Source organism: Amycolatopsis sp. NPDC102522 (assembly GCF_055584485.1).
The window spans coordinates 93,350-116,076 of record NZ_JBVJLY010000013.1 but is presented as its reverse complement, the minus strand read 5'-3'; the positions used below and the strand labels follow the sequence as shown (position 1 = coordinate 116,076).

20 protein-coding genes are annotated in these 22,727 nt (G+C 69.8%); 9 read left to right on the top strand and 11 right to left on the bottom strand.

Annotation, left to right across the window (positions count from 1 at the left end; all coding sequences use genetic code 11):
• Positions 1 to 123 precede the first annotated feature (123 nt).
• The 4 genes from ACZ6YV_RS27605 to ACZ6YV_RS27590 all read left to right on the top strand — a co-directional run bounded on the left by ACZ6YV_RS27605 (position 124) and on the right by ACZ6YV_RS27590 (position 7,476).
• A complete protein-coding gene (locus ACZ6YV_RS27605) occupies positions 124 to 2,949 on the top strand; it encodes an ATP-binding protein (protein WP_465512372.1) in 2,826 nt (941 codons plus the stop codon).
• A gap of 382 nt (positions 2,950 to 3,331) precedes the next feature.
• Positions 3,332 to 4,273 carry a serine protein kinase RIO gene (locus ACZ6YV_RS27600; RefSeq protein WP_465512371.1) on the top strand — a complete coding sequence of 314 codons (942 nt, stop codon included), beginning with the start codon at positions 3,332 to 3,334 and terminating at the stop codon, positions 4,271 to 4,273.
• 355 nt (positions 4,274 to 4,628) lie between these two features.
• A complete protein-coding gene (locus ACZ6YV_RS27595) occupies positions 4,629 to 6,137 on the top strand; it encodes a DEAD/DEAH box helicase (protein WP_465512370.1) in 1,509 nt (502 codons plus the stop codon).
• Positions 6,138 to 6,294: 157 nt separating this feature from the next.
• Positions 6,295 to 7,476, top strand: a complete 1,182-nt coding sequence (locus ACZ6YV_RS27590; RefSeq protein ID WP_465512369.1) for an 8-amino-7-oxononanoate synthase — start codon at positions 6,295 to 6,297, stop codon at positions 7,474 to 7,476.
• Here ACZ6YV_RS27590 and ACZ6YV_RS27585 read toward each other — a convergent pair.
• Both ACZ6YV_RS27585 and ACZ6YV_RS27580 read right to left on the bottom strand, forming a co-directional pair.
• Positions 7,442 to 7,924, bottom strand: a complete 483-nt coding sequence (locus ACZ6YV_RS27585) for a GNAT family N-acetyltransferase (RefSeq protein WP_465512368.1) — start codon at positions 7,922 to 7,924, stop codon at positions 7,442 to 7,444. The genes ACZ6YV_RS27590 and ACZ6YV_RS27585 overlap by 35 nt on opposite strands.
• Before the next feature lie 33 nt (positions 7,925 to 7,957).
• On the bottom strand, positions 7,958 to 8,791 hold the full coding sequence (locus tag ACZ6YV_RS27580) for a S1 family peptidase (RefSeq protein WP_465512367.1): 834 nt from the start codon (positions 8,789 to 8,791) through the stop codon (positions 7,958 to 7,960).
• A 132-nt stretch (positions 8,792 to 8,923) separates the two neighbouring features.
• On the opposite strand from ACZ6YV_RS27580, the gene ACZ6YV_RS27575 reads away from it, so the two are divergent.
• The 3 genes from ACZ6YV_RS27575 to ACZ6YV_RS27565 all read left to right on the top strand — a co-directional run bounded on the left by ACZ6YV_RS27575 (position 8,924) and on the right by ACZ6YV_RS27565 (position 11,294).
• Positions 8,924 to 9,172, top strand: coding sequence for a hypothetical protein (locus ACZ6YV_RS27575; RefSeq protein ID WP_465512366.1), 249 nt, complete (start codon positions 8,924 to 8,926; stop codon positions 9,170 to 9,172).
• Complete coding sequence (locus ACZ6YV_RS27570) at positions 9,162 to 9,824, top strand: M15 family metallopeptidase (RefSeq protein WP_465512365.1); 663 nt, start codon at positions 9,162 to 9,164, stop codon at positions 9,822 to 9,824. Before ACZ6YV_RS27575 ends, ACZ6YV_RS27570 begins: the two co-directional genes overlap by 11 nt.
• A 75-nt stretch (positions 9,825 to 9,899) precedes the next feature.
• Positions 9,900 to 11,294: a mycothione reductase gene (locus ACZ6YV_RS27565; protein WP_465512364.1), complete on the top strand. Its 1,395-nt coding sequence runs from the start codon at positions 9,900 to 9,902 to the stop codon at positions 11,292 to 11,294.
• A 122-nt stretch (positions 11,295 to 11,416) separates the two neighbouring features.
• On the opposite strand, the gene ACZ6YV_RS27560 is transcribed toward ACZ6YV_RS27565, so the two are convergent.
• Together ACZ6YV_RS27560 and ACZ6YV_RS27555 are read right to left on the bottom strand one after the other, a co-directional pair.
• On the bottom strand, positions 11,417 to 11,929 hold the full coding sequence (locus tag ACZ6YV_RS27560) for a hypothetical protein (RefSeq protein WP_465512363.1): 513 nt from the start codon (positions 11,927 to 11,929) through the stop codon (positions 11,417 to 11,419).
• A gap of 55 nt (positions 11,930 to 11,984) precedes the next feature.
• Positions 11,985 to 13,232 carry a CynX/NimT family MFS transporter gene (locus ACZ6YV_RS27555; RefSeq protein ID WP_465512362.1) on the bottom strand — a complete coding sequence of 416 codons (1,248 nt, stop codon included), beginning with the start codon at positions 13,230 to 13,232 and terminating at the stop codon, positions 11,985 to 11,987.
• Positions 13,233 to 13,280: 48 nt separating this feature from the next.
• On the opposite strand from ACZ6YV_RS27555, the gene ACZ6YV_RS27550 reads away from it, so the two are divergent.
• A complete protein-coding gene (locus ACZ6YV_RS27550; RefSeq protein WP_465512361.1) occupies positions 13,281 to 13,970 on the top strand; it encodes a FadR/GntR family transcriptional regulator in 690 nt (229 codons plus the stop codon).
• A gap of 167 nt (positions 13,971 to 14,137) precedes the next feature.
• Here the strand turns inward: ACZ6YV_RS27550 and map are convergent, their stop codons facing one another.
• The 6 genes from map to dxr all read right to left on the bottom strand — a co-directional run bounded on the left by map (position 14,138) and on the right by dxr (position 21,611).
• Complete coding sequence (gene map, locus ACZ6YV_RS27545) at positions 14,138 to 14,995, bottom strand: type I methionyl aminopeptidase (protein ID WP_465512360.1); 858 nt, start codon at positions 14,993 to 14,995, stop codon at positions 14,138 to 14,140.
• Positions 14,996 to 15,018: 23 nt separating this feature from the next.
• Complete coding sequence (locus tag ACZ6YV_RS27540) at positions 15,019 to 16,824, bottom strand: penicillin-binding transpeptidase domain-containing protein (protein WP_465512359.1); 1,806 nt, start codon at positions 16,822 to 16,824, stop codon at positions 15,019 to 15,021.
• 63 nt (positions 16,825 to 16,887) lie between these two features.
• Complete coding sequence (locus tag ACZ6YV_RS27535) at positions 16,888 to 17,742, bottom strand: GNAT family N-acetyltransferase (RefSeq protein ID WP_465512358.1); 855 nt, start codon at positions 17,740 to 17,742, stop codon at positions 16,888 to 16,890.
• A gap of 154 nt (positions 17,743 to 17,896) precedes the next feature.
• Positions 17,897 to 19,048, bottom strand: coding sequence for a flavodoxin-dependent (E)-4-hydroxy-3-methylbut-2-enyl-diphosphate synthase (gene ispG, locus ACZ6YV_RS27530; protein ID WP_465512357.1), 1,152 nt, complete (start codon positions 19,046 to 19,048; stop codon positions 17,897 to 17,899).
• Positions 19,049 to 19,166: 118 nt separating this feature from the next.
• Positions 19,167 to 20,402: a M50 family metallopeptidase gene (locus ACZ6YV_RS27525; protein ID WP_465512356.1), complete on the bottom strand. Its 1,236-nt coding sequence runs from the start codon at positions 20,400 to 20,402 to the stop codon at positions 19,167 to 19,169.
• A 3-nt stretch (positions 20,403 to 20,405) separates the two neighbouring features.
• Positions 20,406 to 21,611, bottom strand: coding sequence for a 1-deoxy-D-xylulose-5-phosphate reductoisomerase (dxr, locus tag ACZ6YV_RS27520; RefSeq protein ID WP_465512355.1), 1,206 nt, complete (start codon positions 21,609 to 21,611; stop codon positions 20,406 to 20,408).
• A 95-nt stretch (positions 21,612 to 21,706) separates the two neighbouring features.
• Between dxr and ACZ6YV_RS27515 the strand changes: the two genes are divergently transcribed.
• Positions 21,707 to 21,976: a DUF2631 domain-containing protein gene (locus tag ACZ6YV_RS27515; RefSeq protein WP_378248013.1), complete on the top strand. Its 270-nt coding sequence runs from the start codon at positions 21,707 to 21,709 to the stop codon at positions 21,974 to 21,976.
• 13 nt (positions 21,977 to 21,989) lie between these two features.
• On the opposite strand, the gene ACZ6YV_RS27510 is transcribed toward ACZ6YV_RS27515, so the two are convergent.
• Positions 21,990 to 22,592, bottom strand: coding sequence for a hypothetical protein (locus ACZ6YV_RS27510; RefSeq protein ID WP_465512354.1), 603 nt, complete (start codon positions 22,590 to 22,592; stop codon positions 21,990 to 21,992).
• Positions 22,593 to 22,727: the final 135 nt, after the last annotated feature.

The following is a 22,727-nucleotide window of genomic DNA, read 5'->3' as shown; positions in this document are numbered from 1 at the left end:
CCGAGCGGGTTCCGTGATCGCCGAGCCCGCCCTTAAGCTGCGTTCACTCGAACGGTGTTGTTCGTGAAGCGGGGGTGACCCGGCATGGTGATCGGTGGCTGCCGACGCAGGACGAGTTCTCCCGTGCTCGTCGGCCGTGATGCGGAACTGAACGAGCTCCTCGACGGCGCGATGCGCTCGCCGTCGGTGCTCATGCTCGAAGGTGAAGCGGGGGTGGGCAAGACCAGGCTCGCCACCGAGCTGCTGGCCTGCCCTGAACTCGCCGGGCGGCCGGTCCTGACCGGGAGCTGCCAGCCGCTGCGCGAGCCCTTCCCGTACGGCGTGATCTTCGACGCGCTGAAGGACGCCCGTCCGGCGCGCGAACTCAACCCGGTGACCGGCGTGCTCGGGCCCTACCTGCCGGAACTCGGGGCGATCCTGCCCCAGCCGCCCGCCCGGCTCGGCGATCCGCGCGCCGAACGGCACCGGCTCTTCCGCGCCGTCCGGGAGCTGCTCGGCTCGCTGGGCCCGCACATCCTCCTCATCGAAGACCTCCACTGGGCAGACGACGGCTCGCGCCGCCTGCTGCGGTTCCTGATGACCGACCCGCCCGCGGGCCTGACCCTCCTGCTCACCTACCGGCGCGAAGAGACGCCCGGCGGCATCCCGCTCGGCAGCGCGCACCGGCCCGCTCACGGCACCTCGCACACGCTCGTCACCCTCCGTCCGCTCGACCGTGACGGCGTTCAGTCGCTGGTTTCGGCTCTGCTCGGCGAGGCGAACGTCTCGGCCGAGTTCGCCGCGCGGCTGCACGAACGGACCGCGGGCATCCCGTTCGTGGTCGAAGAGATCGTGCACGCGATCGGTGGCGTCGAGGGCGCGGTGCACGCCGACGGCGCGACCGCGCGGCGCCTGCTCGACACGGTCGAGGTCCCGGCGCTGCTGCGGGAGGCGACGGTCGAGCGCCTCACGACGCTGCCGTCGGCCGCCCGCCGGATCACCGAAGCCGCCGCCGTCCTCGGCACACCGTCCACTTCGGACCTGCTGACCGCCGCGGCCGCACTCGCCCCCGAACGCGCCCGCCGCGCGCTCGTCCTCGCGCTCGAACGCAACGTCCTGGTGGAGACCGGCGAGAGCACGTACGGCTTCCGGCACGCTTTCGCCCAGCAAGCCGTCTACCGCACCATCCCCGGCCCCGATCGCCAGGAACTGCACCGGCGGGCCGCCCGGCTGCTGCGCGACCGCCTCCCACAGTCCCTGACGCGGCTCGCCGAACACTGCCGCAAGGCGGGCGACCGGGCAGGTGCCCTGAAGTACGGCGAAGCGGCCGCCGATCAGGCGTCGACTGTCGGCGACCTCGCCACCGCGACGGATCTGCTCCGCACCCTGCTCGACGAACCGGGCCTGCAACCGTCCGATGTGGACAGACTGGCGGTCAAGTTCAGCTCGGTGGCGTGCAACGGCCTCGCCCAGGCCGAGGTCGTCCCGGCGCTGGAGCGGCTGCTCACCGACGGGAGGCTGTCCGGGCGGCTGAGCGGCGAGGTCCGGCTGGGGCTCGGGCTCCTGCTGGTGCGCCAGGCCGGCGGGCTGGAGGCGGCGAGGACCGAGATCGAGATCGCCGTCAACGACCTCGCCCACCGGCCCGACCTGGCCGGACGCGGGATGGGCGTCCTCGCTCAGCCGTGGGTCGGCGCGACCCCGCTGCGGGAACACCGGCGGTGGATGGACCGGGTGGACGGCCTCATCGCCGAGGCCACCGACCGGCGGCTGAAGATCATCCTGCTGGCCAACAACGCGGCGTCGCGGCTGCACATCGGGGACGCGCGCGGCTGGGACATGCTGGATCGGGCACCCACCAGCGTGGGTTCCGCCGACGAGCAGCGGCATCTCGCGCGGCTGCACTGCAACAGCGCCGACGCCTGCGCCTGGACGGGCCACCACCGGCGGGCCAGGAGCCTGCTGCGCAGCGGGATGCAGCTGGCCGCCGACTGCGGGGCGCCGTACGTCGTCAGCACCGCCCGCACGACGGCCGTCCACACCGACTGGCTCACCGGCAACTGGGACGGCCTCGCCGAACGGGCGGACGCGCTGATCGACGAGTACCGCGACCTCCTGCCGGTGACCAGCGAACTGTGCCTGGTGCTGGGCCTGCTCGCCGCCGCCCGCGGCGAATGGGACGAAGCCGCGGCCAGATTCGCCGGCACCGCCGCGGACCAGCCGGAGAACGCGTACACGCCGGTCGCGATCGCCGCGCACGCCGGGATGGCGGGCATGCTGCTCGCGCAGGACCTCGGCGAGGCCGCCGTCACGCAGGCCGAAAAGGGACTGGAACTCTTGCGCGCCAAGGGCGTCTGGGCCTGGGGCGCGGATCTGCTCGTGGCCGCCGTCGACTCCTACTGCGTCACCGGCCGGGACGACGAAGCGCAGACGCTGACCGACGAGTTCGAACGCGAGATCGGCGGCCTCGACGCGCCGTCGACCCGTGCCGCGCTGGCCGCGAACCGTGGGCTCATCGCGGCGTCCCGCGGCGACCACGCGGACGCGATCAAGGCCTTCGAGCAGGCGCGGACCCGGTTCGAGGCCCTCCCCGCGCCCTACCACGCGGCGCTGATCGCCGAACGGGCCACGCGGTGCCGGCTGGCCTTGAACGAGGACGTCGCCGAGACGTTCGCCGCGCTCGCCGAAGCGTTCGACCACCTCGGCGCGACCCGCGACGCCGCGCGCTGCCGCCACGCGTTCCGGTCCACCGGCGCGGTCGCCCCCTCGCGGCGGGGCCGCCGGGGCTACGGCGACGAACTGTCCCCGCGCGAGCGCGACGTCGCCCGCCTGCTGGCCGCCGGGCACACCAACCGGGAGATCGCCGAGGTGCTGTTCCTGTCCCGGCGCACGGTGGAACAGCACGTCGCGAGCGTTTTGCGGAAGCTGAAGGTGCGGTCGCGGAGTGAGCTGGCGGGGCTTCGGTCGGCTTAGGCGCTCGGCAGGTACGTGAAGGACTCCTTCATTGCGCCTAGCGCAATGAAGGGGTCCTTCACGTACAGCAGGCGACCAGGGCGGCGGTGACGCGTGGGTCGGGTTGGTCGTGAGTGGCAAGTGTCGTTCTAACCCCACTTGCCACTCACGACCAACCGGACCGACCGGGGCCCGCACCCGAAAACAATTCGGTTGCGCGCGTCCGACGGCGTCGGAGATGATCGTGCGCGAACCGGCAGGGAGCCGGTGGATGCGACAGGGAGGTGCCTCGTGCTGATGACTGTCCGGGGCGTTGTCCGCCCCCATCCACTCGCCCCTCGCGGCTGAGCGCGGAGCCACGACGCTCGCCCGGTGGGGCACCCCTGACTAGGAGAACCCACCAGTGCGCAAGCACGATCTCGAAGAAACCCACGAACAACGCCCTCGCCGTACTCGTCGCGCCCGTTTCGACGACGAACCCGAACCCACCCGCGGCGGGCGGCTCACCGAAGCCGAACGTGTCCGGCTCGCCCGGCTGCGCGAAGACGCCTACACCGAAACCGCCATCCCCGACGGCGCCGACCGCTGGAGCACCTGGGGAGACGCGGAGCAGGGGCCTCAGCCTCGACCCGACTGGGTGATCACCGAACTGGCGGCGGTCGACACCGAGCTCGGCATCCTCAAAACCGGCAAGGAGGCCGACGTCCACCTCGTCCGGCGCAATCTGCCCGGCACCGAGGGCAGGGTGCTGGCGGCCAAGCGGTACCGCAGTGGCGAGCACCGGTTGTTCCATCGCGACGCCGGCTACCTCGAAGGCAGGCGGATGCGGCGTTCGCGGGAGATGCGGGCCATGGAGTCGCGCAGCAGCTTCGGCCGCAACCTCATCGCCGAGCAGTGGGCGGTGGCCGAATTCGGCGCGCTGAGCAGGCTCTGGGCCGTCGGCGCCCCGGTGCCGTACCCGGTGCAGCGTGACGGCACCGAGCTGCTGCTGGAGTTCCTCGGCGACGGCGAGACCGCCGCGCCGCGGCTGGCGCAGGTCCGGCCGGAGCCGGAACAGTTGCGGGAGCTGTGGTTCCAGACCTCGGCGATGCTGGAACTGCTGGCGTCGCAGGGGCTCGCGCACGGCGACCTCTCGGCGTACAACCTGCTCGTCCACCGCGGGCAGATCATGGTGATCGACCTGCCCCAGGTGGTCGACATCGTGGCCAATCCGGGCGGGCTCGAGTTCCTCGCGCGGGACGTGCGGAACATCGCCACGTGGTTCCACTCGCGGGGACTGCCGGAACGGCTGACGGCGGCCGACGAGCTGATTGAGGAGCTGCAGGAGATCGCCGGCCTTCGGTAGCCGGGGGCCGAAGGCTCCGATACCCGGAGCCTTCGGCCTGACCGTCCACAGTGGCTCTTGCCGGCCGCCGACTGGAGACCCTGCCCACAATCGGTCCCTCCAGTTGGGAGGCCGGATAACGGTCCGGTACAGTAGTACTAGACCGCAACCGGCGGCGTGGATGAGTGGTGTCCGTCGCCTCCAAAGCCAACCGAATGGCTCGCGGTATCCGTATCAACCAATAGGCGCGCGGTGTCATGCAGACGCGGTGTGCCGGGTTCGTCCCTGTGAACGCCCATCTGTGCACACCATCTTGCCCTGCCTGCGTGCGGGCAGCCCGGGCCTCCTTGCGACGTGCCACGTCCGAGAGGCATTTGTGACAGTCACGTTCAACTCCGGCCACACCTCACCGTCGGCGCGTCAGCACCGCAAGCCGCGCACCCGCCCCGCGGGTGACGCGATGCTGCACGATGACGCCGTCGAGACGGTCAAGGCGACGACCTGGGAGGAGCTCGGCCTTCCCGAGCCGCTGCTGAAGGCACTGGCCGACGGCGGAATCACCACCCCGTTCCCGATCCAGTCGGCGACCATCCCCGACGCGCTCGCCGGCCGCGACGTGCTCGGCCGCGCGCAGACCGGTTCCGGCAAGACCCTGGCCTTCGGCCTCGCGATGCTGACCCGGCTCAACGGCGGCCGCGCCCGTCCGAAGCACCCCCGCGCGCTGATCCTCGTCCCGACCCGTGAGCTGGCCATGCAGGTCGCCGACTCGCTGACCCCGCTGGCCAAGTCCCTCGGCCTGTGGTGCCGCACCGCCGTCGGCGGCATGGCCTTCACCCGCCAGGCCGACGCGCTTTCCCGCGGCGTCGACCTGCTGATCGCCACCCCCGGCCGGCTGTCGGACCACGTCCGCCAGGGCACCGCGTCGCTGTCCGACATCAACTTCGTCGCACTCGACGAGGCCGACCAGATGGCCGACATGGGCTTCATGCCGCAGGTTCGCGAGATCCTCGACCTGACCCCGCGTGACGGCCAGCGCCTGCTGTTCTCCGCCACCCTCGACGGTGACGTCGACCGCCTGGTCCGGGCGTACCTGACCAACCCGGTCACCCACTCGGTCGCCCCGTCGACCGCGAGCGTCACCACCATGGATCACCACGTGCTCCAGGTGTCGCACCAGGACAAGCAGGACATCATCACCGAGATCGGCGCCCGCGAGGGCCGCACGATCATGTTCGTCCGCACCAAGCACCACGTGGACCGCCTCACCGAGCGCCTGCGCGAGAAGGGCGTCCACGCGGCCGCTCTGCACGGCGGCAAGACCCAGGGCCAGCGCAACCGGGTCCTCTCGGACTTCAAGGAGGGCTACGCCCCGGTCCTCGTCGCCACGGACGTCGCCGCGCGCGGTATCCACGTCGACGACATCTCGCTGGTGTTGCACGTCGACCCGGCCGCCGACCACAAGGACTACCTGCACCGCGCGGGCCGCACCGCGCGCGCCGGGGCGTCCGGTGTCGTGGTCACGCTGGTCACCCACGACCAGCGCCGCATGGTGCGCCGGATGACCGACCGCGCCGGTGTCCGCGCCGAGCAGACCACGGTCCGCCCGGGCGACGCCGAACTCGGTCGCATCACCGGTGCGCAGCAGCCCAGTGGCGAGCCGGTCGTCGAGCGTCGTCGTGAGTCCCCGCGTCGTGGCGGTGGCCGCGGCTACGGTGGCGGCGACCGCGGTGGCTACCAGGGTTCGCGCGAGGGTCACGGTCACCGCGAAGGCGGCCGTCCCGGCGGCTTCCGCGGCCGCCCGCAGCGTCGTGGCGAGTCCGGTGGCGGCAGCGGCCGCCCGCAGCGGCCGGGCACCGGTCGCCCGCGTCGCAGCTACGACAGCTGATCGGAGCCGGCTCGCCCGGCACCACCGCATGACATGAAGGCCCGTTACTTGCAAAATTTGCGAGTAACGGGCCTTTCATTGCGTCGGCCAGGAGACCACCGCGTCCTGTAGGGACCACCACGTCCATCGGGAAACGGCGAGTGGGAGACTGCGGGACGTGACTTCTCCCGCTCCCCAGAACCTCCCGCCCGAGCAGGTTTTCGACTGGCTCGACGTGGAGGCGGAGAAGCGGGCCGAGGCCGGGCTGGTGCGCAAACTGCGCATCCGGCTGGCGCAGGAATCGGAGCTCGACCTCGCAGGCAACGACTACCTCGGGCTCGCCCGGGACAAGCGTGTCGCCGGTGCGGCCGCGGCGGCCGCGTTGCGCTGGGGCGCCGGGTCGACAGGCTCCCGGCTCGTCACCGGCACCACAGAGATCCACGCGGAGCTGGAGCAAGAACTCGCCCGCTTCTGCGGCGCGCAGGCCGCGCTGGTCTTCTCGTCCGGCTTCACCGCGAACCTCGGCGCCGTCACGGCCCTGTCCGGCGCGGATTCCGCGATCGTCACGGACAAGTACATCCACGCGTCGCTGATCGAAGGCTGCCGGCTGTCCCGATCGGACATCGCCGCCGTCGCGCACAAAGCGCCGAGCGCCATCAAGCACGCGCTGGCGACCCGCCGCAAACCGCGCGCGCTCGTCGTCACCGATTCCGTGTTCTCCGTCGACGGTGACATCGCCCCGCTGGAGGAGCTCGCCGGTGTCTGCCGGGAGCACGGCGCGTCACTGCTCGTCGACGACGCTCACGGTTTCGGTGTCCTCGGCGAAGGCGGCCGCGGTGCCGTCCACGCGGCGGGGCTCGCCGGAGCGCCCGACGTCGTCACCACCATCACGCTGTCGAAATCCCTTGGGGCACAAGGCGGAGCGGTACTCGGTCCGCGTCGTGTGATCAAACATCTCGTCGATACCGCGCGCAGTTTCATCTTCGACACCGCGCTCGCGCCCGCCAGTGCCGCGGCCGCGCTGGCTGCGCTCAGCGCGTTGAAGGCCGAGCCGGAACTGGCCACCAAGGTGACCGAAGCCGCCGGAAACCTCGCGATGCAGCTGAAAGCGGCGGGATTCCGGGTCAGCCTCCCGGACGCCGCGGTGATCTCGATCCAGGCGCCGTCGCCCGAATCGGCCGTCGCGTGGGCTGCCGAGTGCGCGGATCAGGGCGTGCGGGTCGGCTGCTTCCGGCCGCCGTCCGTGCCCGACGGCATCTCCCGCCTGCGCCTGACCGCGCGGGCCGACCTCACCGAGGCCGATGTGGACCGCGCGGTCGGGGTGATCACGGCCGCGGCGCCTCCCGGCGCCACATCGTGATGTGCGGGATCCCGTCTTCCATGAACTCGTCGCCTTCGACCACGAAGCCGAACTTGGCGTAGAAGTCCTTCGCGTACGTCTGCGCGTCGAGGACGCACGGCGCGTCCCCGATCCCCGCGAGCGCGGTCTCCATCAGCCGTCCCGCCAGTCCCTTGCCGCGTGAGCGGACGGATGTGCACACCCTGCCGACACGGAAGGTGCCGCCGGCGTCCTGCAGCACCCGCAGGTACGAGTCGACGGCGACGGAACCTCCGATCCAGAGATGCCGGGTTCCGGGCAGCAGGTCGCGCCCGTCGATCTCGTGATAGGCGCAGTCCTGCTCGACGACGAACACGTCCACGCGCAGACGGAGGATGCCGTGCAGCTGCGCGGCGGTGATCTCGTCACCGGCGACGGACAGCGGGAACGACGTGGTCTCGATGATCGGGGTGTCGGTGCTCACGCCCACTTGTTAGCACATCGGACGTGAAGAAGGCATCGATCAGCCGATGAGCCCTCGGCCGTTTTGCTGGGAGATCTCGTTCGCGAAGTGGGAGACGCGGGTGTACACACCCGGTTTGCCCGCCTTGGCGCAGCCTTCGCCGAAGGACACGATCCCGATCAGCGTGTCGCCCACCATCAGCGGTCCGCCCGAATCGCCCTGGCAGGCGTCGACCCCGCCTTCGGGGTAACCGGCGCACACCATGTCACTCGGGTCGTAGCCCGAGTACGCGGTGCGGCAGGTCTTGTCGCTGACCACCGGGACGACCGCGCTGCGCAGGTAGTCCGACCGCGCGCCGCCGTCGGCGACACGGCCCCAGCCGAGCACCGTCGCCTTCGTGCCTTCGCTGTACATGTCGGCGTTGCCGTTGTCCGCGACCTTCGCGGGGCGGTACGGCAGCTGGCCGTTGACCGTCATCACCGCGATGTCGTCGCCCTTGCCGGGGTCGCCGCTGTAGTCGGGGCTGACCCAGACCCGCGAAACGCGCAGTTCCGTCCCGTCCCGCGAACTCTTGTCGTCGCGTCCCGCGACCACGCGGACGTCGCTCTTCTTGACCGCGACCGCGCAGTGCGCCGCCGTCGCGATCGTCGTGGAGCTGACGATCACCGCGCCGCAGTACTGGTTTCCGCTGCGATCGGCCAGGTAGACCGCGTAGGGATACTGCGAGACCGAAGCCTTGCCGCCGCCGACGATCCTCGGCTCGGCGGCCTTGTCCGGGCCGCTCACCGCGCTGTCGTCCGCCGACGCGCTGCTGACCACGACCGGCACCATCACGGCCGTCGCCAATACCGCTCCGACCGCGAGCAGCAGGGTGCGACGTGACTTTTTGGGCATTTTCGGTCCCTTCACCGGGGCGTACGTACGGTCAGACCCTGGGAAGTCATTCGACTCCAGCGCGTACACAAGCGATCGCAAATACCATAATCGGAGAGAGCCCGATGCGGTGTCACTGAAACGGGTGGACCTGTGCTCACCGAACGCATCTGTCAGGCTGGGCCTCGTGCGGGCGACGGCGACGATTCTGGCGGCAACGGCCTTTCTCCTTTTTTCGTGTTCCAGCCCGGCGCCGCCCGAAACGACACCGGCGCTGTCCACATCGGCCGCTGCCACCAGCTCCGCGAAAATCTCTTCACCAGCACCGATACCGAGTACCTCGACCCCGCCGCCCGCACCGGCCTGGCAGGTCGGCGCGAAGCCGCTTCCCTTGCGCCCTGACGGTTTCGGGCAGATCCTCCCGACTCCTCCCGTCCTGGCCGATCGCTCTCTGCCGACCGCAGACCTGCTTCCCCCGCCCGCCGGGAACCGGTTCGCGGGCACGGTGAATCCCGTTCCCGCCGACGTGCTGGCGCGCAGCACCTGGCAAGCGGGCTGTCCGGTCAAAGCCGGCGAACTGCGTTATCTCACCCTGTCGTTCTGGGGTTTCGACGGCCGCGCGCACACCGGCGAAATGCTCGTGAACGCTTCCGTGGCGAATCCCGTCGTGACCGTGTTCAGCCGGTTGTTCGCCGCGAAGTTCCCGCTCGAAGAAATGCGGGTGACCGCCCCCGCCGAACTCACCGCTCCCCCGACGGGCGACGGGAACAACACCAACGCCTTCGTCTGCCGCCCGGCCCGCGGCCAGACGAACTGGTCGGCGCACGCCTACGGGCTCGCGATCGACGTCAACCCCTTCTGCAACCCGTACACCAAGGGTGACCTCGTCCTGCCCGAACTCGCGTCGGCGTACCTCGATCGGGGAAACCGGCGGCCGGGGATGATCACCCCCGGGGATCCGGCCACGGCCGCCTTCTCCGCGATCGGGTGGACCTGGGGCGGCACCTGGACGACGCCGAAGGACCGGATGCACTTCAGCTCCACCGGACGCTGACCGGGAACAACCGGACGTCGTGACAAGTTGGCTAGAGTCGGAACCACCCCGCTCCCCGCCGCAAAGGAAGACAGCGTGCCCCACTACGACCTGGTGATCGTCGGTACCGGATCGGGTAACTCGATCCTCGACCCGCGTTTCGCGGACTGGAACACGGCGATCGTGGAGAAGGGCACGTTCGGCGGCACCTGCCTGAACGTGGGCTGCATCCCGACGAAGATGTTCGTGCACGCCGCCAACGTCGCGGCCACCCCCGCGTCGTCGCCGAAATTCGGCGTGGACGAGGAACTGACCGGGGTCCGCTGGCGCGACGTGCGCGACCGGGTCTTCGGGCGGATCGACCCGATCGCCGCGGGCGGGCGCGAGTACCGCGTCAAGCACGAGGACAACAAGAACGTCACCGTGTACGAGGGCGAAGGCCGCTTCACCGGGCTCAAGGAGCTGCAGGTCAGCTACCCCGACGGCCGCCCCGCCGAGACGATCACCGCCGAGAAGTTCGTGCTCGCCGCGGGCGGGCGCCCGGTGATCCCGGACGTCCCGGGGCTCGCCGAAACCGGGTACCACACCTCCGACACGGTGATGCGGCTCGACGAACTGCCCGCCAGCATGGTGATCCTCGGCGGCGGGTACATCGCGGCCGAGTTCGCGCACGTCTTCACCTCGTTCGGGGTGAAGGTGACGGTGGTCAACCGGTCCGGCGCGCTGCTGCGCTCCGAGGACGACGACGTCAGCGCCCGGTTCACCGAACTGGCCGCGCAGCGGTTCGACGTCCGGCTCGACCGGAAGACCGTCCGCGCGCGCAAGACCTCGTCGGGCGTCGCCCTGGACCTCGAAGGCCCGAAGGGTGCCGAGACCGTCGAGGCCGACGTGCTGCTGGTCGCCACCGGCCGCACGCCGAACTCCGACATCCTCGACGTCGCCGCCACCGGCGTGACCACGGGCGAGCGCGGGCACGTCGTGGTCGACGAGTACCAGCAGACCGTCGTCGACGGGATCTACGCGCTCGGCGACATCTCGTCGGTCTTCGAACTGAAGCACGTCGCGAACCACGAGCAGCGCGTCGTGCAGCACAACCTGCTGCACCCGGACGAGCGGATCGAGTCCGACCACCGGTTCGTCCCGCACGCGGTGTTCACCTCGCCGCAGGTCGCTTCGGTCGGGCTGACCGAACGCGAGGCCCGTGAGCGCGGCGTTGCGTACGTGACGTCGCACCAGGACTACGCCGGCATCGCCTACGGCTGGGCGATGGAGGACAACACCGGCTTCGCGAAACTGCTCGCCGACCCGGCCACCGGGCAGCTGCTGGGCGCACACATCATCGGCCCGGAGGCGTCCTCGGTGATCCAGCCGCTGATCCAGGCGATGAGCTTCGGTCTCGACGCGAAGAGCATGGCGCGTGGGCAGTACTGGATCCACCCGGCGATGCCGGAACTGATCGAGAACGCGCTGCTGAACCTTCCGCTGGACTGAGCTCCCGCCGCCCAGATGTCATGAAAGGGTCGTTCAGGACGAAAACGTCTTGAACGACCCTTTCATGACATTTCCGAGACGGACCCCCGAACGAGCGCGTTTAGTCCCCTGAACGCGCTCGCTCAGACGACGCGTTCGCAGCCGCGGGCCCCGTTCCGCACCGCGAGCTCGCTCACCGCGTTCATCTCGATGTCCGAAGCGCCCATCAAGACGGCCGAGCGGGCCCCGTCACGATGGAACCGCTCGCCCGCCTCGACGTACCGGCGGACCGCCGCCAAGAACTCCTCACGCGCCGATGCCGCCCCTCCGGGCACCGTGCGGACCCCCGTCGCCCCCTTGAGGACGTCCTTGGCGTCGTCCACCTTCGTCGCGACGTAGTGCTGCCACTTGCGCAGCTCCGTCGCGGCGTCCCCCTCCGGGTCCGGCCAGTAGCGCTCGATCGCCGCGCTGCTTTCCGCCCCCACCTGCACGCACACCCGGTCGACGGCGCGGTAGAACTCGAGCGGCGAGATCGCCGGCGCGGGCCGCTCCGACGCCACCCCGACGCACACCGCGACGAAGCAGGCCAGAGCCGTCCCGTACGCCAGTTCTTCCACCACGCCGACCCCCAGGACCGAGCTTTTGAACAGGTTCAACTCGATCAGGTTATGGCTCCGCCCCGGACGGGGTCAAGAAGTTTTTTGAACGCGTTCAGACGAAGCGACGACGGCCGGCCAGCGCGCCGAAGGTCATCTGCGCGACGAAGACCACGAGCATCATGATCCAGGGCACGGTCCAAGCGCCGGTGAGGTCGTGAAGCAGCCCGAAGAGGAACGGCCCGACGGCCGCCATCAGATAGCCGATGCCTTGCGCCATCCCCGACAGCCGCGCGGTGTCCTCGCCGGTGCGCGCCCGCAGCGCGATCACCGTCAGCGCGAGCGAGAAGACGCTCATCCCGAGCCCGATGAGGACACACCAGAGCAGCGGCGAGAAGGACGGGGCGACCATCATGCCGAGCATGCCCGTGAAGCCGAAGACGCCCAGCCCGAGGATCCACGGGCTCTGGCTGCCGTGCCGCGCGGCCATCGGCGCCACCACGAGGCTGATCGGGACCGCGATGAGCGACATCAGCCCGAGCAGCAGACCGGAATCGCCCTTGCTCACCCCGGCGTCGATCATCACTTCCGGCAGCCAGCCCATCACGACGTAGGCCAAAAAGGCCTGAGTGCCGAAGAAAAGCGTGACCATCCACGCAAGCGGGCTACGCAGGAGCGATCGCCCGCTACCCTGCTTGCCTGCCTCGGCGACGGGTGCACGCCCCACACCGCGGGCTGCGAGAATCCAGACGAGGAGTGCGAGCACAGCCAGCACCGACCAGGCGCCGAGACCTTGGCGCCAGCCGCCGAACGCGTTCTCCAAGGGAGGGGTGAGCGCGGACCCCAGGGCGCCTCCGCCCTGCAGAGCGGCGGTGTAAACGCCGGTCATCATGCCAACACGCGCCGGGAAGGAGTCCTTGATGACGACCGGGATCAGTACGTTCGCCAAGGCGATTCCCGCCGTGGCGACCAGGGTTCCCCCGAGCACGACGTACGGTCCGTCGATCACGCGCAGCACCAGGCCGACGGCCAGCACCGACAGCGCGGCCGCGATGGCCGCGCCGATGCCGAACCGGCGTGCCAGCGCGGGCGCGGCGAGTCCGGCGGCGGCGAAACAGAGACCGGGGAGCGTGGTGAGCACGCCCGCCCAGGTCGCCGTGGCGCCGAGGTCGTCGCGCATCTCGCCGAGGATGGGGCCGACACTGGTGATGGCCGGGCGCAGGTTGAAGGCGACCAGGACCACCGCGAGGCCGAGCAGAAGGCCACCGGTGATCACCCCCGGCCGCCACTCCGTTTCGATCGAGCCTTCGAGTTCAAGACTTTCATCGAACGGGGAAACGGATTCTCGGGAGTCGACACGCACGTCGGCTAGTATCACATACATAGGATGATTGGATGAAGGGACAACGCTGTGCCATTGGCCACCACGCGCCGTGCCGGCCTGGTCGATCAGGTCATCGAGCAGCTGCGTGACGCCGTCACGCAGGGAGAATGGCCCATCGGGGAGCGGATTCCGACCGAACCGGAGCTGGCAGGACAGCTCGGTGTCGGACGCAACACCGTCCGCGAGGCCGTTCGCGCGCTCGCGCACACGGGACTGCTGGAAGTCCGCCAGGGCGACGGCACCTATGTGCGGGCGACGAGCGAAGTCTCGGGCGCCATCCGGCGGTTGTGCGGTTCGGAACTGCGTGAGGTGCTGCAGGTGCGGCGCATCCTCGAGGTCGAAGGCGCCCGGCTCGCGGCCGCGTCGCGGACCGAGGAGGAAGTGGTCGAGCTGCGGTCCCTGCTCGAACGCCGCAACGCCGAACTGCGAGAGGGCCACTGGGAGGATTTCGCCCGCCTGGACGCGGAATTCCACTTCGCGGTCGTCCAAAGTGGACATAACACCCTGCTGACCGAAATGTACCGCGGGCTCACCGAGGTGATCACGGCCAGCGTGGCCACGACGTCGAACGTGACGCCGGGACACGAGTACCTGCCGGAGATAGGGCACGAAGGGCTCGCCGAGGCCATCGCGGACGGCGACGCCGACCGGGCCGCCAGCGAGGCGTGCGGTTTCCTGGACGAGCTCCTGGCTCGCGTGGAGCACGACGAGAGCTGACCGACACGCGGTCTCCCCAAGGGCGCCCTGCGCCCGACGGAGACTTCACGTCGCGCGCCCTCTTTGGGCCGGAGGCCACGTGGACACGATGAAGGGGCGCCTTCACACTCACCGTGACGTTGAGTGTGAACCGGCGCCCCTTCGGCGTGTCCACGTCAGCGCGCGACCTAGGGCACTGTGAGGATTTCCGCGCCGTCCTCGGTCACCACGAGGGTGTGCTCGAACTGCGCGGTCCACTTCTTGTCCTTGGTGGTGACGGTCCAGTCGTCGGCCCAGATGTCGTAGTCGATGGTGCCGAGGGTGATCATCGGCTCGATCGTGAAGGTCATGCCCTGCTCGATGACCGTTTCGACCGACGGCTCCTCGTAGTGCAGGACGGTCGGCGCGGTGTGGAACGCCGGGCCGACACCGTGGCCGGTGAAGTCGCGCACGACGCCGTAGTCGAACCGCTTCGCGTACGCCTCGATGACGCGGCCGATGACGTTGAGCTGCCTGCCGGGGCGGACGGCCTTGATGGCGCGCATGGTCGCCTCGCGGGTGCGCTCGACCAGCAGGCGCGCCTCCTCGGAGACGTCACCCGCCAGGAACGTCGCGTTGGTGTCGCCGTGGACGCCGCCGATGAACGCGGTGACGTCGATGTTGCAGATGTCGCCGTCCTCGATCACCGTCGAGTCCGGGATGCCGTGGCAGATCACCTCGTTGAGCGAGGTGCAGCACGACTTCGGGAACGCGCGGTAGCCGAGGGTGGACGGGTACGCGTGGTTGTCCAGCAGGAACTCGTGGATCACCTTGTCGATATCGTCGGTCGTCGCGCCGGGTTTGACGGCCTTGCCGCCCTCTTCGAGCGCCTGCGCCGCGATCCGGCTCGCGACCCGCATCGCCTCGATCACCTCGGGCGTGCGGACCCCGTTGCCCGTGTCGCGTTTCGGCGACGGCCGGTCGACGTACTCGGGTCGGGCGATGCTGGCGGGGACGAGTCGCCTCGGCGTCTGGACGCCGGGCTTCAAGGGGGAGCGAACGGACATGTGTCCAGCCTACGACCTGGCGGCTAACCCAGCCCCGCCAGGAACCGCTGGGCGGCCTCGACAGCCGGTTTGGAAGTCCCCGCGTCGGTGGTCAGCACCGCGAAGGCGAGGTCTCCGGTGTAGCCGACGAACCAGCCGTGCGCGTGCGTGCCGTCGCCGAACTGGGCCGTCCCGGTCTTGCCCCGGACGTCGGGCAGGGGTTTGAGCAGGGTCGCCGTGCCGTCGGTGACGACCTGGCGCATCATCCCGCGGAGGGCGTCGAGGACCTCCGGACGGATCGGTTTCCCGAGCCCGGACGACGTCGCGGCCATCCCCCGCACCAGCGTCGGCACCGGGACCTTCCCGGACTGAACCGTCGCGGCGGCGACAGCCAGCCCGAACGGGCTCGTCACGACTGTCCCCTGGCCGAATCCGTTCTCCGCCCGTTGCGCGACGGTGTTCGCCGGCGGTACCGAACCGGTGATCGTGGTCAGGCCGGGGACCACGAAGTCGGCGCCGATGCCGAGGTCGCGCGCGGCGTCGGTCAGCGCGGCGGGCGGCAGGTCGGTCGAGAGCTTCGCGAACGTCGTGTTGCAGGATTTGGCGAACGCCGTGGACAGCGGGACGACGCCGAGGGCGAACTTGCCCTCGTTCGGCACCGTCCGGTTCTCGAAGGTGGCTGTGCCGGGACAGTCGACGGGGCTGTCCGCCCGCACCGAGCCCGCGGACAGCGCCGCGACGGCGGTCGCGATCTTCATCGTGGAGCCCGGCGGGAACCGGCCGGTGAGCGCGATCGCGCCCTGGGGGTCTGCCGGGGCGTTCTGTGCCACGGCCAGGAGTTCGCCTGTCGACGGCTGGATCGCGACCAGCGCGGAGGCCGTCGGGACCGGGGTGAGCGCCCGCTCGGCCGAGCCCTGCGCCTTCACGCTGAGCGTGCTGACGACAGCGGGGGCCGGTTTGGGGTGTTCGGTGTGCAGGTCGATGAGCTCGCCGCCGCCCGTGTCGAGCGTGACGACGCGCCAGCCCGCCGAACCCTCCACCTGGTCCTCGACGAGCGAACGGACGGCGGGGAGCACCTGTTTGCCGAAGTTCTTGTCGTCGGGCAGCAGCCTGTCCTGCTGGCTGAACCGGACGCCCGGCAGGTCGTAGATCTCGGGTTTCACCTCTTGGTAGCTGCTCGCCCGCAGGCTCACCACCGGATAGCCGGCTCCGGGCTTGAGCGCCTTCACCCCGTCGCGGATCGACTGACCGGTCACGGAGGCTTCGAACCGGTTGAGCGCCGCGCCGAGTTTGTCGGAGACCGCCACCAGGTCGCCCGCCTTCGCCGGGTCGAGCACCACGCTGACAACGTTCTGCGGGCGCAGCAACGGCATTCCGTCGCGGTCCAGCACCGGCGCGAGGTCCGGCGGCTCGGACTTCAGCGTGATGCTCTGCTGCACGGCCAGCTGCGGATGGAGCACGGTGGGCAGCCAGCGCACCTTCCAGCCGTCCTGGGTGGAATAGACCTGCGCGTCGGCCTTGTACGTCCAGACCCGGCCGCGCGGGAGGTTCCAGGTGAGCTGATAGGTCGCCGTCCCGTTGTCCGCGCCGGACGCGTGCTGGACCTCGTCTGCCGCGACCTTGATCGACTCGGGGGAAAGCGCCTTTCGCGCCATTTCCAGAGACGTCCGCGCTGCGTCCGGAGAATCGGTGAAGAACGCGGCGGCGCCGACGTCACCGGAAGAAAGACCTTCGAGGAAGCCCGTGATCGCGTCTTCGGGACCGGAATCGGTGAAGAGTCCGCACCCGGCGGCCGAAAGGCCCACCACCCCCGCGAGCACGACGACGGCGAAACGACGACCTGCTGGCATGCCCCGGATCCTGCCAGTCCCGGCGGCTTCCGACCGGAAGCAACGCCGGTCTGGCTGTGTCCTCTAAAAGAGAACTGTCGCGTACTGTCCGACCTGCTGGAAGCCGATCCTGCGATAGGCGGCGAGCGCCGGGCTGTTGTAGGCGTTGACGTACAGGCTCGCGGTGCGGCCCATCCCGCGGACGAGCCTGTTCACCACGGACGCCGTCCCGGCTGTGCCGAGGCCGCCGCCTCGACGTTCCGGATGCACCCAGACCCCCTGGATCTGGCCGACGGTGGAGGACATCGCGCCGATCTCGGCCTTGAAGACGACCTCGCCGTCCTCGAACCGGGCGAACGCCCTGCCGCCTGCGATCAGCTCCGCGACGCGGGCGCGATAACCGGCGCCGCCGTCACCGTTGCGGGGATCGACGCCGACTTCTTCGATGAACATGGCTATCGCGGCCGGGAGATATCTGTCGAGTTCCTCGGGGCGCACCGCGCGGACCGCCGGATCGGCGGCGACGGACGGGACCCCGTCGAGCGCCATCAACGGCTGGTCGTGCCGTACTTCGCGGGCGGGACCCCATTCGGACTCGAGTTCGTCCCACAACCCGAGTACCTGCTCGGCCGGGCCGACCAGTGACGAACAGCTCCGCTGACGGCGCAGGGCGCGATCGGCGAAGGAGCGCAGAGCGGAGGGGTTGCCGCGCAACGGGATCAGGTTCGGCCCGGAGAAGCACAGCCCCTGGAGTCTGCCCGCGCGCACCGGCCGGGAATCGGCGGCCCAGAGCTCACCACCGAGCCGCCAGGGGTCGAGACCCGCGGTCTCCACCCTGGCACTCACCATGCAGCTGCCGACCGGGTCTGTGGCGAGCGCGGCACGGACCGCCGGATAGTCCCGATCATCGAGCAGCCGTGCACCTGCAAGCCGCAACACCACTCCAGGGTGCCAGATGAGCGGCGTAAACGGAACGCAAGCTTTACGACACGCTGAGAGAACCTCAGCAGGTCGGGCCCACAAGCGACATGAACGGCCCGTTACTTGCAAAATTTGCGAGTAACGGGCCGTTCACAGCACTGGTCTCGACCACTCAGCCGACGGTGACGGTGGGCTCTCCCTCGCCGATCGTCTGGCCCGACTCCTCGGCGATCCGCATGGCCTCTTCGATCAGCGTCTCGACGATCGCGTGCTCGGGGACGGTCTTGATGACCTCGCCCTTGACGAAGATCTGGCCCTTGCCGTTGCCGGACGCGACGCCGAGGTCGGCCTCGCGCGCCTCGCCGGGACCGTTGACGACGCAGCCCATGACCGCGACGCGCAGCGGGATCTCCATGCCTTCGAGCCCGGCGGTGACCTGCTCGGCGAGCGTGTAGACGTCCACCTGCGCGCGGCCGCAGGAGGGGCAGGAGACGATCTCGAGCTTGCGCTCCTTGAGGTTCAGCGACTGCAGGATCTGGATCCCGACCTTGACCTCTTCCACCGGCGGCGCCGAAAGCGAAACGCGGATGGTGTCGCCGATGCCCTGGCGCAGCAGCGCGCCGAAGGCCACGGCCGACTTGATGGTGCCCTGGAACGCCGGGCCCGCCTCGGTGACACCGAGGTGCAGCGGGTAGTCGCACTGCTCGGCGAGGATCTCGTACGCGCGCACCATGACCACCGGGTCGTTGTGCTTCACGGAGATCTTGACGTCGTGGAAGTCGTGCTCGGCGAACAGCGACGCCTCCCACAGCGCCGACTCGGCCAGCGCCTCCGGGGTCGCCTTGCCGTACTTGTCCATGATCCGCTTGTCGAGCGAACCCGCGTTGACGCCGATCCGGATCGGGGTGCCGTGGTCCTTCGCGGCCCGCGCGATCTCCTTGACCTGGTCGTCGAACTTGCGGATGTTGCCGGGGTTCACCCGGACCGCCGCGCAGCCCGCCTCGATCGCGGCGAAGACGTACTTCGGCTGGAAGTGGATGTCGGCGATCACCGGGATCTGCGACTTCTTCGCGATCGCGGACAGCGCCTCGGCGTCGTCCGCCGACGGGCACGCGACGCGCACGATGTCACAGCCCGCAGCGGTCAGCTCGGCGATCTGCTGCAGGGTCGCGTTGACGTCCGAGGTGAGCGTGGTGGTCATCGACTGCACCGAAATCGGGTGCTCGCTGCCGACGCCGACCGACCCGACCTGCAGCTGTCGGGTCTTGCGACGCTCGGAGAGGACGGGAGGAGGAAGCGCTGGCATACCAAGAGCGACAGTCACGCCTTCAAGCGTACCTACCCCGATCGGCGGACATACACGACGTCAGCCGTCACGGTGAGCAGCATTACCTGGGCAGCCCAACGGTCTTAACCGTGCGCTCCGTAATCGGCCCTCCGCGTCACTGGAACAGCTTGACCGGGTTCACGATGTCGGCGGTAACGGTGAGCAGAGTCACCGCGCCACCGATGAAGACGAGCACCATCGTGACCGCGGAAAGCTTCGTGTAGTCGACCGGACCACCCGCCGACTTCCCGCGCAGTTTCCGGAACCAGTCCCGGACCCGCTCGTACCAGACGACCGCGATGTGCCCGCCGTCGAGCGGGAGCAGCGGCAGCAGGTTGAACACGCCGATGAAGAAGTTCAGGCTCGCCAGCAGGAGGACGAAGACCTCCCACAGCCCGCGCTCGGCGGCCTCGCCACCGATCCGGCTGGCACCGACCACGCTGACCGGGGTGTTCGGATCGCGTTCGCCGCCGAAGATGGAATCCACCACCGCGGGGATCCGCGACGGGAACTCGATCAGCCGCTTGGCGGTCTCGGAGAACATCGTGCCGGTGAAGCTGAAGGTCGCCCCGACCGCGTCGACCGGGCCGTAGGTCGCCACCAGCGTCTTCGGCACCGGTGAGGCGCCGATCATGCCGACGTCCTTGACCGTGGTCTTGTTGGCGCCGTCGGCCACCAGCCGCTGTACGCGCGGCACGTCGACGGTCAGGTCGAGCCGCTGTCCGTTGCGCTCGACGACGAACGGCGTCGGGCCGCTGGCGACCTGGACGGCGGCGAGCATGTCGGTCCAGGCAGGCGTCGGCTTGCCGGCCACCGACAGGATCCTGTCGCCCGCCTGGATACCGGCGGTCTTGGCCGGGGTCGGCGCACCCGCCGGGCAGGTGGTGTCGTTGAGCTGTTCCAGCGTGGTGGCCGTCCGGGCGCAGGAGGTGGCGCTGATCACCGGCTCGGTGGGCGCCTTCGCCGCATCCGGGTTCGGCAGGCCCATGGTGACGGCCATCAGGTAGAGGATGACGAAACCGAGGATGAAGTGCATGGCCGAGCCCGCCGACATGACGACGGTGCGCTTCCACGTCTTGAAGCGCCACATCGCGCGCTTCGACTCCTCCGGGGTGACCTCGTCGAGCGCGGTCATGCCGGCGATGTCGCAGAACCCGCCGAGCGGGATCCACTTCAACCCGTACTCGGTCTCGCCGCGGCGGAAGGAGAAGACCGTCGGCCCGAAGCCGATGAAGTAGCGCCGGACCTTCATGCCGAAGGCCTTGGCCGCCCACATGTGACCGGCCTCGTGCAGCGCGACCGACAGGCAGATGCCCAGCGCGAACAGCACGATCCCGAGAATGAAGACCACGCGCTACTTCCCCTTACCGATCAGCGAACCGGCACGCTCGCGAGCCCAGCGCTCGGCGGCCAGTACGTCATCCACGTCGCGAGGCTCGCGACGCCATTCGTCGGCGGCTTCCACCACCTGGGCAATAGTGTCCACAATCGAGGTGAAGCCGGTGTTCTGTGCCAGGAAGGCGGCCACCAGTTCCTCGTTCGCGGCGTTGTAGACCGCCGGAACGCAGCCACCGACGGTCCCGGCGTGCCTCGCCAGCTCGACGGCGGGGAACGCCTCGTTGTCCAGCGGCTCGAAGGTCCAGCTCGCCGGCTTGTCCCAGACGCACGCGGCCGCGGCGCCGGGGACGCGGTCCGGCCAGTGCAGGGCCAGCGCGATCGGCAGCCGCATGTCGGGCGGGCTGGCCTGGGCGATCGTCGAGCCGTCCACGAAAGTCACCATCGAGTGAATGATCGACTGCGGGTGGACGACCACGTCGATGCGGTCGGTCTCGATGTCGAACAGGAGCTTCGCCTCGATCAGCTCCAGCCCCTTGTTGACCAGGGTGGACGAGTTGATCGTGATGAGCGGGCCCATCGACCAGGTCGGATGCGCCATCGCCTGCTCGACGGTGACGTCGGCCAGCTCCTCGCGTTTGCGGCCGCGGAACGGGCCGCCCGAGGCGGTGAGCACCAGCCTGGCGACCTCGGATTCGCGGCCCGCGCGCAAGGCCTGCGCGATCGCGGAGTGCTCGGAATCGACCGGGACCAGCTGACCGGGCTTGGCCGCGGCCAGCACGAGCGGCCCGCCCGCGATCAGCGACTCCTTGTTGGCCAGCGCGAGTGTGGCGCCGGTGGCGAGTGCGCGCAGGGTCGGCGGGAGCCCCTGGGAGCCGGGAAGCGCGTTGAGCACGACGTCGACCGGGGTGGCGTCGATCATCTCGACGACCGCGTCGGCCCCGGCGAAGATGCGCGGAAGCTTGAAGTCGCCGCTGGAGTAGCCGCGCTTCTGCGCCTCGGCGTACAGCGCGAGCTGCAGGTCTTCCACCGCCGTCGGCCTGCTGACGGCGACGGCGTCGACCTCGTGCGCCAGGGCCTGCGCGGCCAGCGCGGCCGGGTCGGAGCCGCCCGCGGCGATCCCGGCGACCCGGAACAGGTCCGGGTTACGGGCCGCGACGTCGAGGGCCTGGGCGCCGACCGAACCGGTCGAACCGAGCACGAGCACACTTCGCGAGGTAGTCATCGGGGCTCATTGTCGCTTGGGGCCCGTCGGGCACGTGCAGCCAGGTGTGGGATCATTCGCGGGCAAGCGAACCATCGGGTTTTGAGGAGTTGATCGTGGCGAGCAAAGCGGTCGAAAAGCGCGGCCGGGTGGGCGTCGACACAGTCGACCCCCGCGACGAGCCGTCGGCCGAGTGGGGCTGGCACGGTTCCTTCCCGAAGGCGACGCGGATCGCGGGCTGGCTGAGCGCGATCATCCTGCTGGTGATGCTGTACGGCAACCACCACGGCTGGACCGAGAACCTTTGGCTGATCGGGCTGTCGCTGCTGATGATGTTCGGGCTGGTGCTCGACATGCGCAAGCAGCGCACGGCCTGGCGCAAGTAGTTCCTTCACGGCTTCACCGGCCCCCGTTCTCCTTCGAGGACGGGGGCCAGTTGCCGTTCTGGGCCCACAGCTCGCCGACGATCTTGACCGCGTCGTCGGCCTCGACCCCGTAGCGATGCCGGTACTTCGCCGCGGGCCGCTGGATCGCCGCGGCGACGTCCCCGATGGCGACGTCGTTCCAGGAGCCGTTCGGGAAGAACTGCCGCATCACGGCGAGGAACCGGCCGGTCGCCCACTCCGGGTCGGTCCGCTGCTCGAAACTCCCCCAGCTCGCGCGCTGCTGAAAGAGCCCGACCGAGTCACCGAGGCCGCCGTCGAGGTTGGCGATGCTCGACTCGACGATCACCGTGGCGATCGCGATCGCCGCCGCGCGTTCGTTGAGGCCCGATCTCTGGACGGTTTCGACGACGGCTCTGGCGCACGAGGTGTTGTAGGGGTTCATGTAGCCGCGCATCTTGGTGGCGAGCTGCTGGTTGAGCGCTCCCGCGGTGTCGATGTCGTCGGCGGACGAGCCCGCTTGGGCGCAGGGCAGGGCGACGTGCTCGATCTGGTCGGGCCGGATCTCGGTGGGCGGGATCAAGACGAGCGAGAGGGCGAGGAAGGCTGCGGTGAACATGCGGCTCCGTTGGTCGTGAGTGGCGATTCGTGTTCTAACCCGAATCGCCACTCACGACCACCAGGACCCACCGCACCCCGCCCCCCTCCCCCCCCCCAACTAAAAGAACGGGGGCATCAACACGCAAGGCGCAAA

Excerpts from the sequence above, each read along its gene's own strand:
- ACZ6YV_RS27580 (WP_465512367.1), bottom strand. The coding sequence starts at position 8,791 with ATGCCCAAAAAGTCACGTCGCACCCTGCTGCTCGCGGTCGGAGCGGTA.
- map (WP_465512360.1), bottom strand. The coding sequence starts at position 14,995 with ATGTCCGTTCGCTCCCCCTTGAAGCCCGGCGTCCAGACGCCGAGGCGA.
- ACZ6YV_RS27540 (WP_465512359.1), bottom strand. The coding sequence starts at position 16,824 with ATGCCAGCAGGTCGTCGTTTCGCCGTCGTCGTGCTCGCGGGGGTGGTG.
- dxr (WP_465512355.1), bottom strand. The coding sequence starts at position 21,611 with ATGACTACCTCGCGAAGTGTGCTCGTGCTCGGTTCGACCGGTTCGGTC.
- ACZ6YV_RS27510 (WP_465512354.1), bottom strand. The coding sequence starts at position 22,592 with ATGTTCACCGCAGCCTTCCTCGCCCTCTCGCTCGTCTTGATCCCGCCC.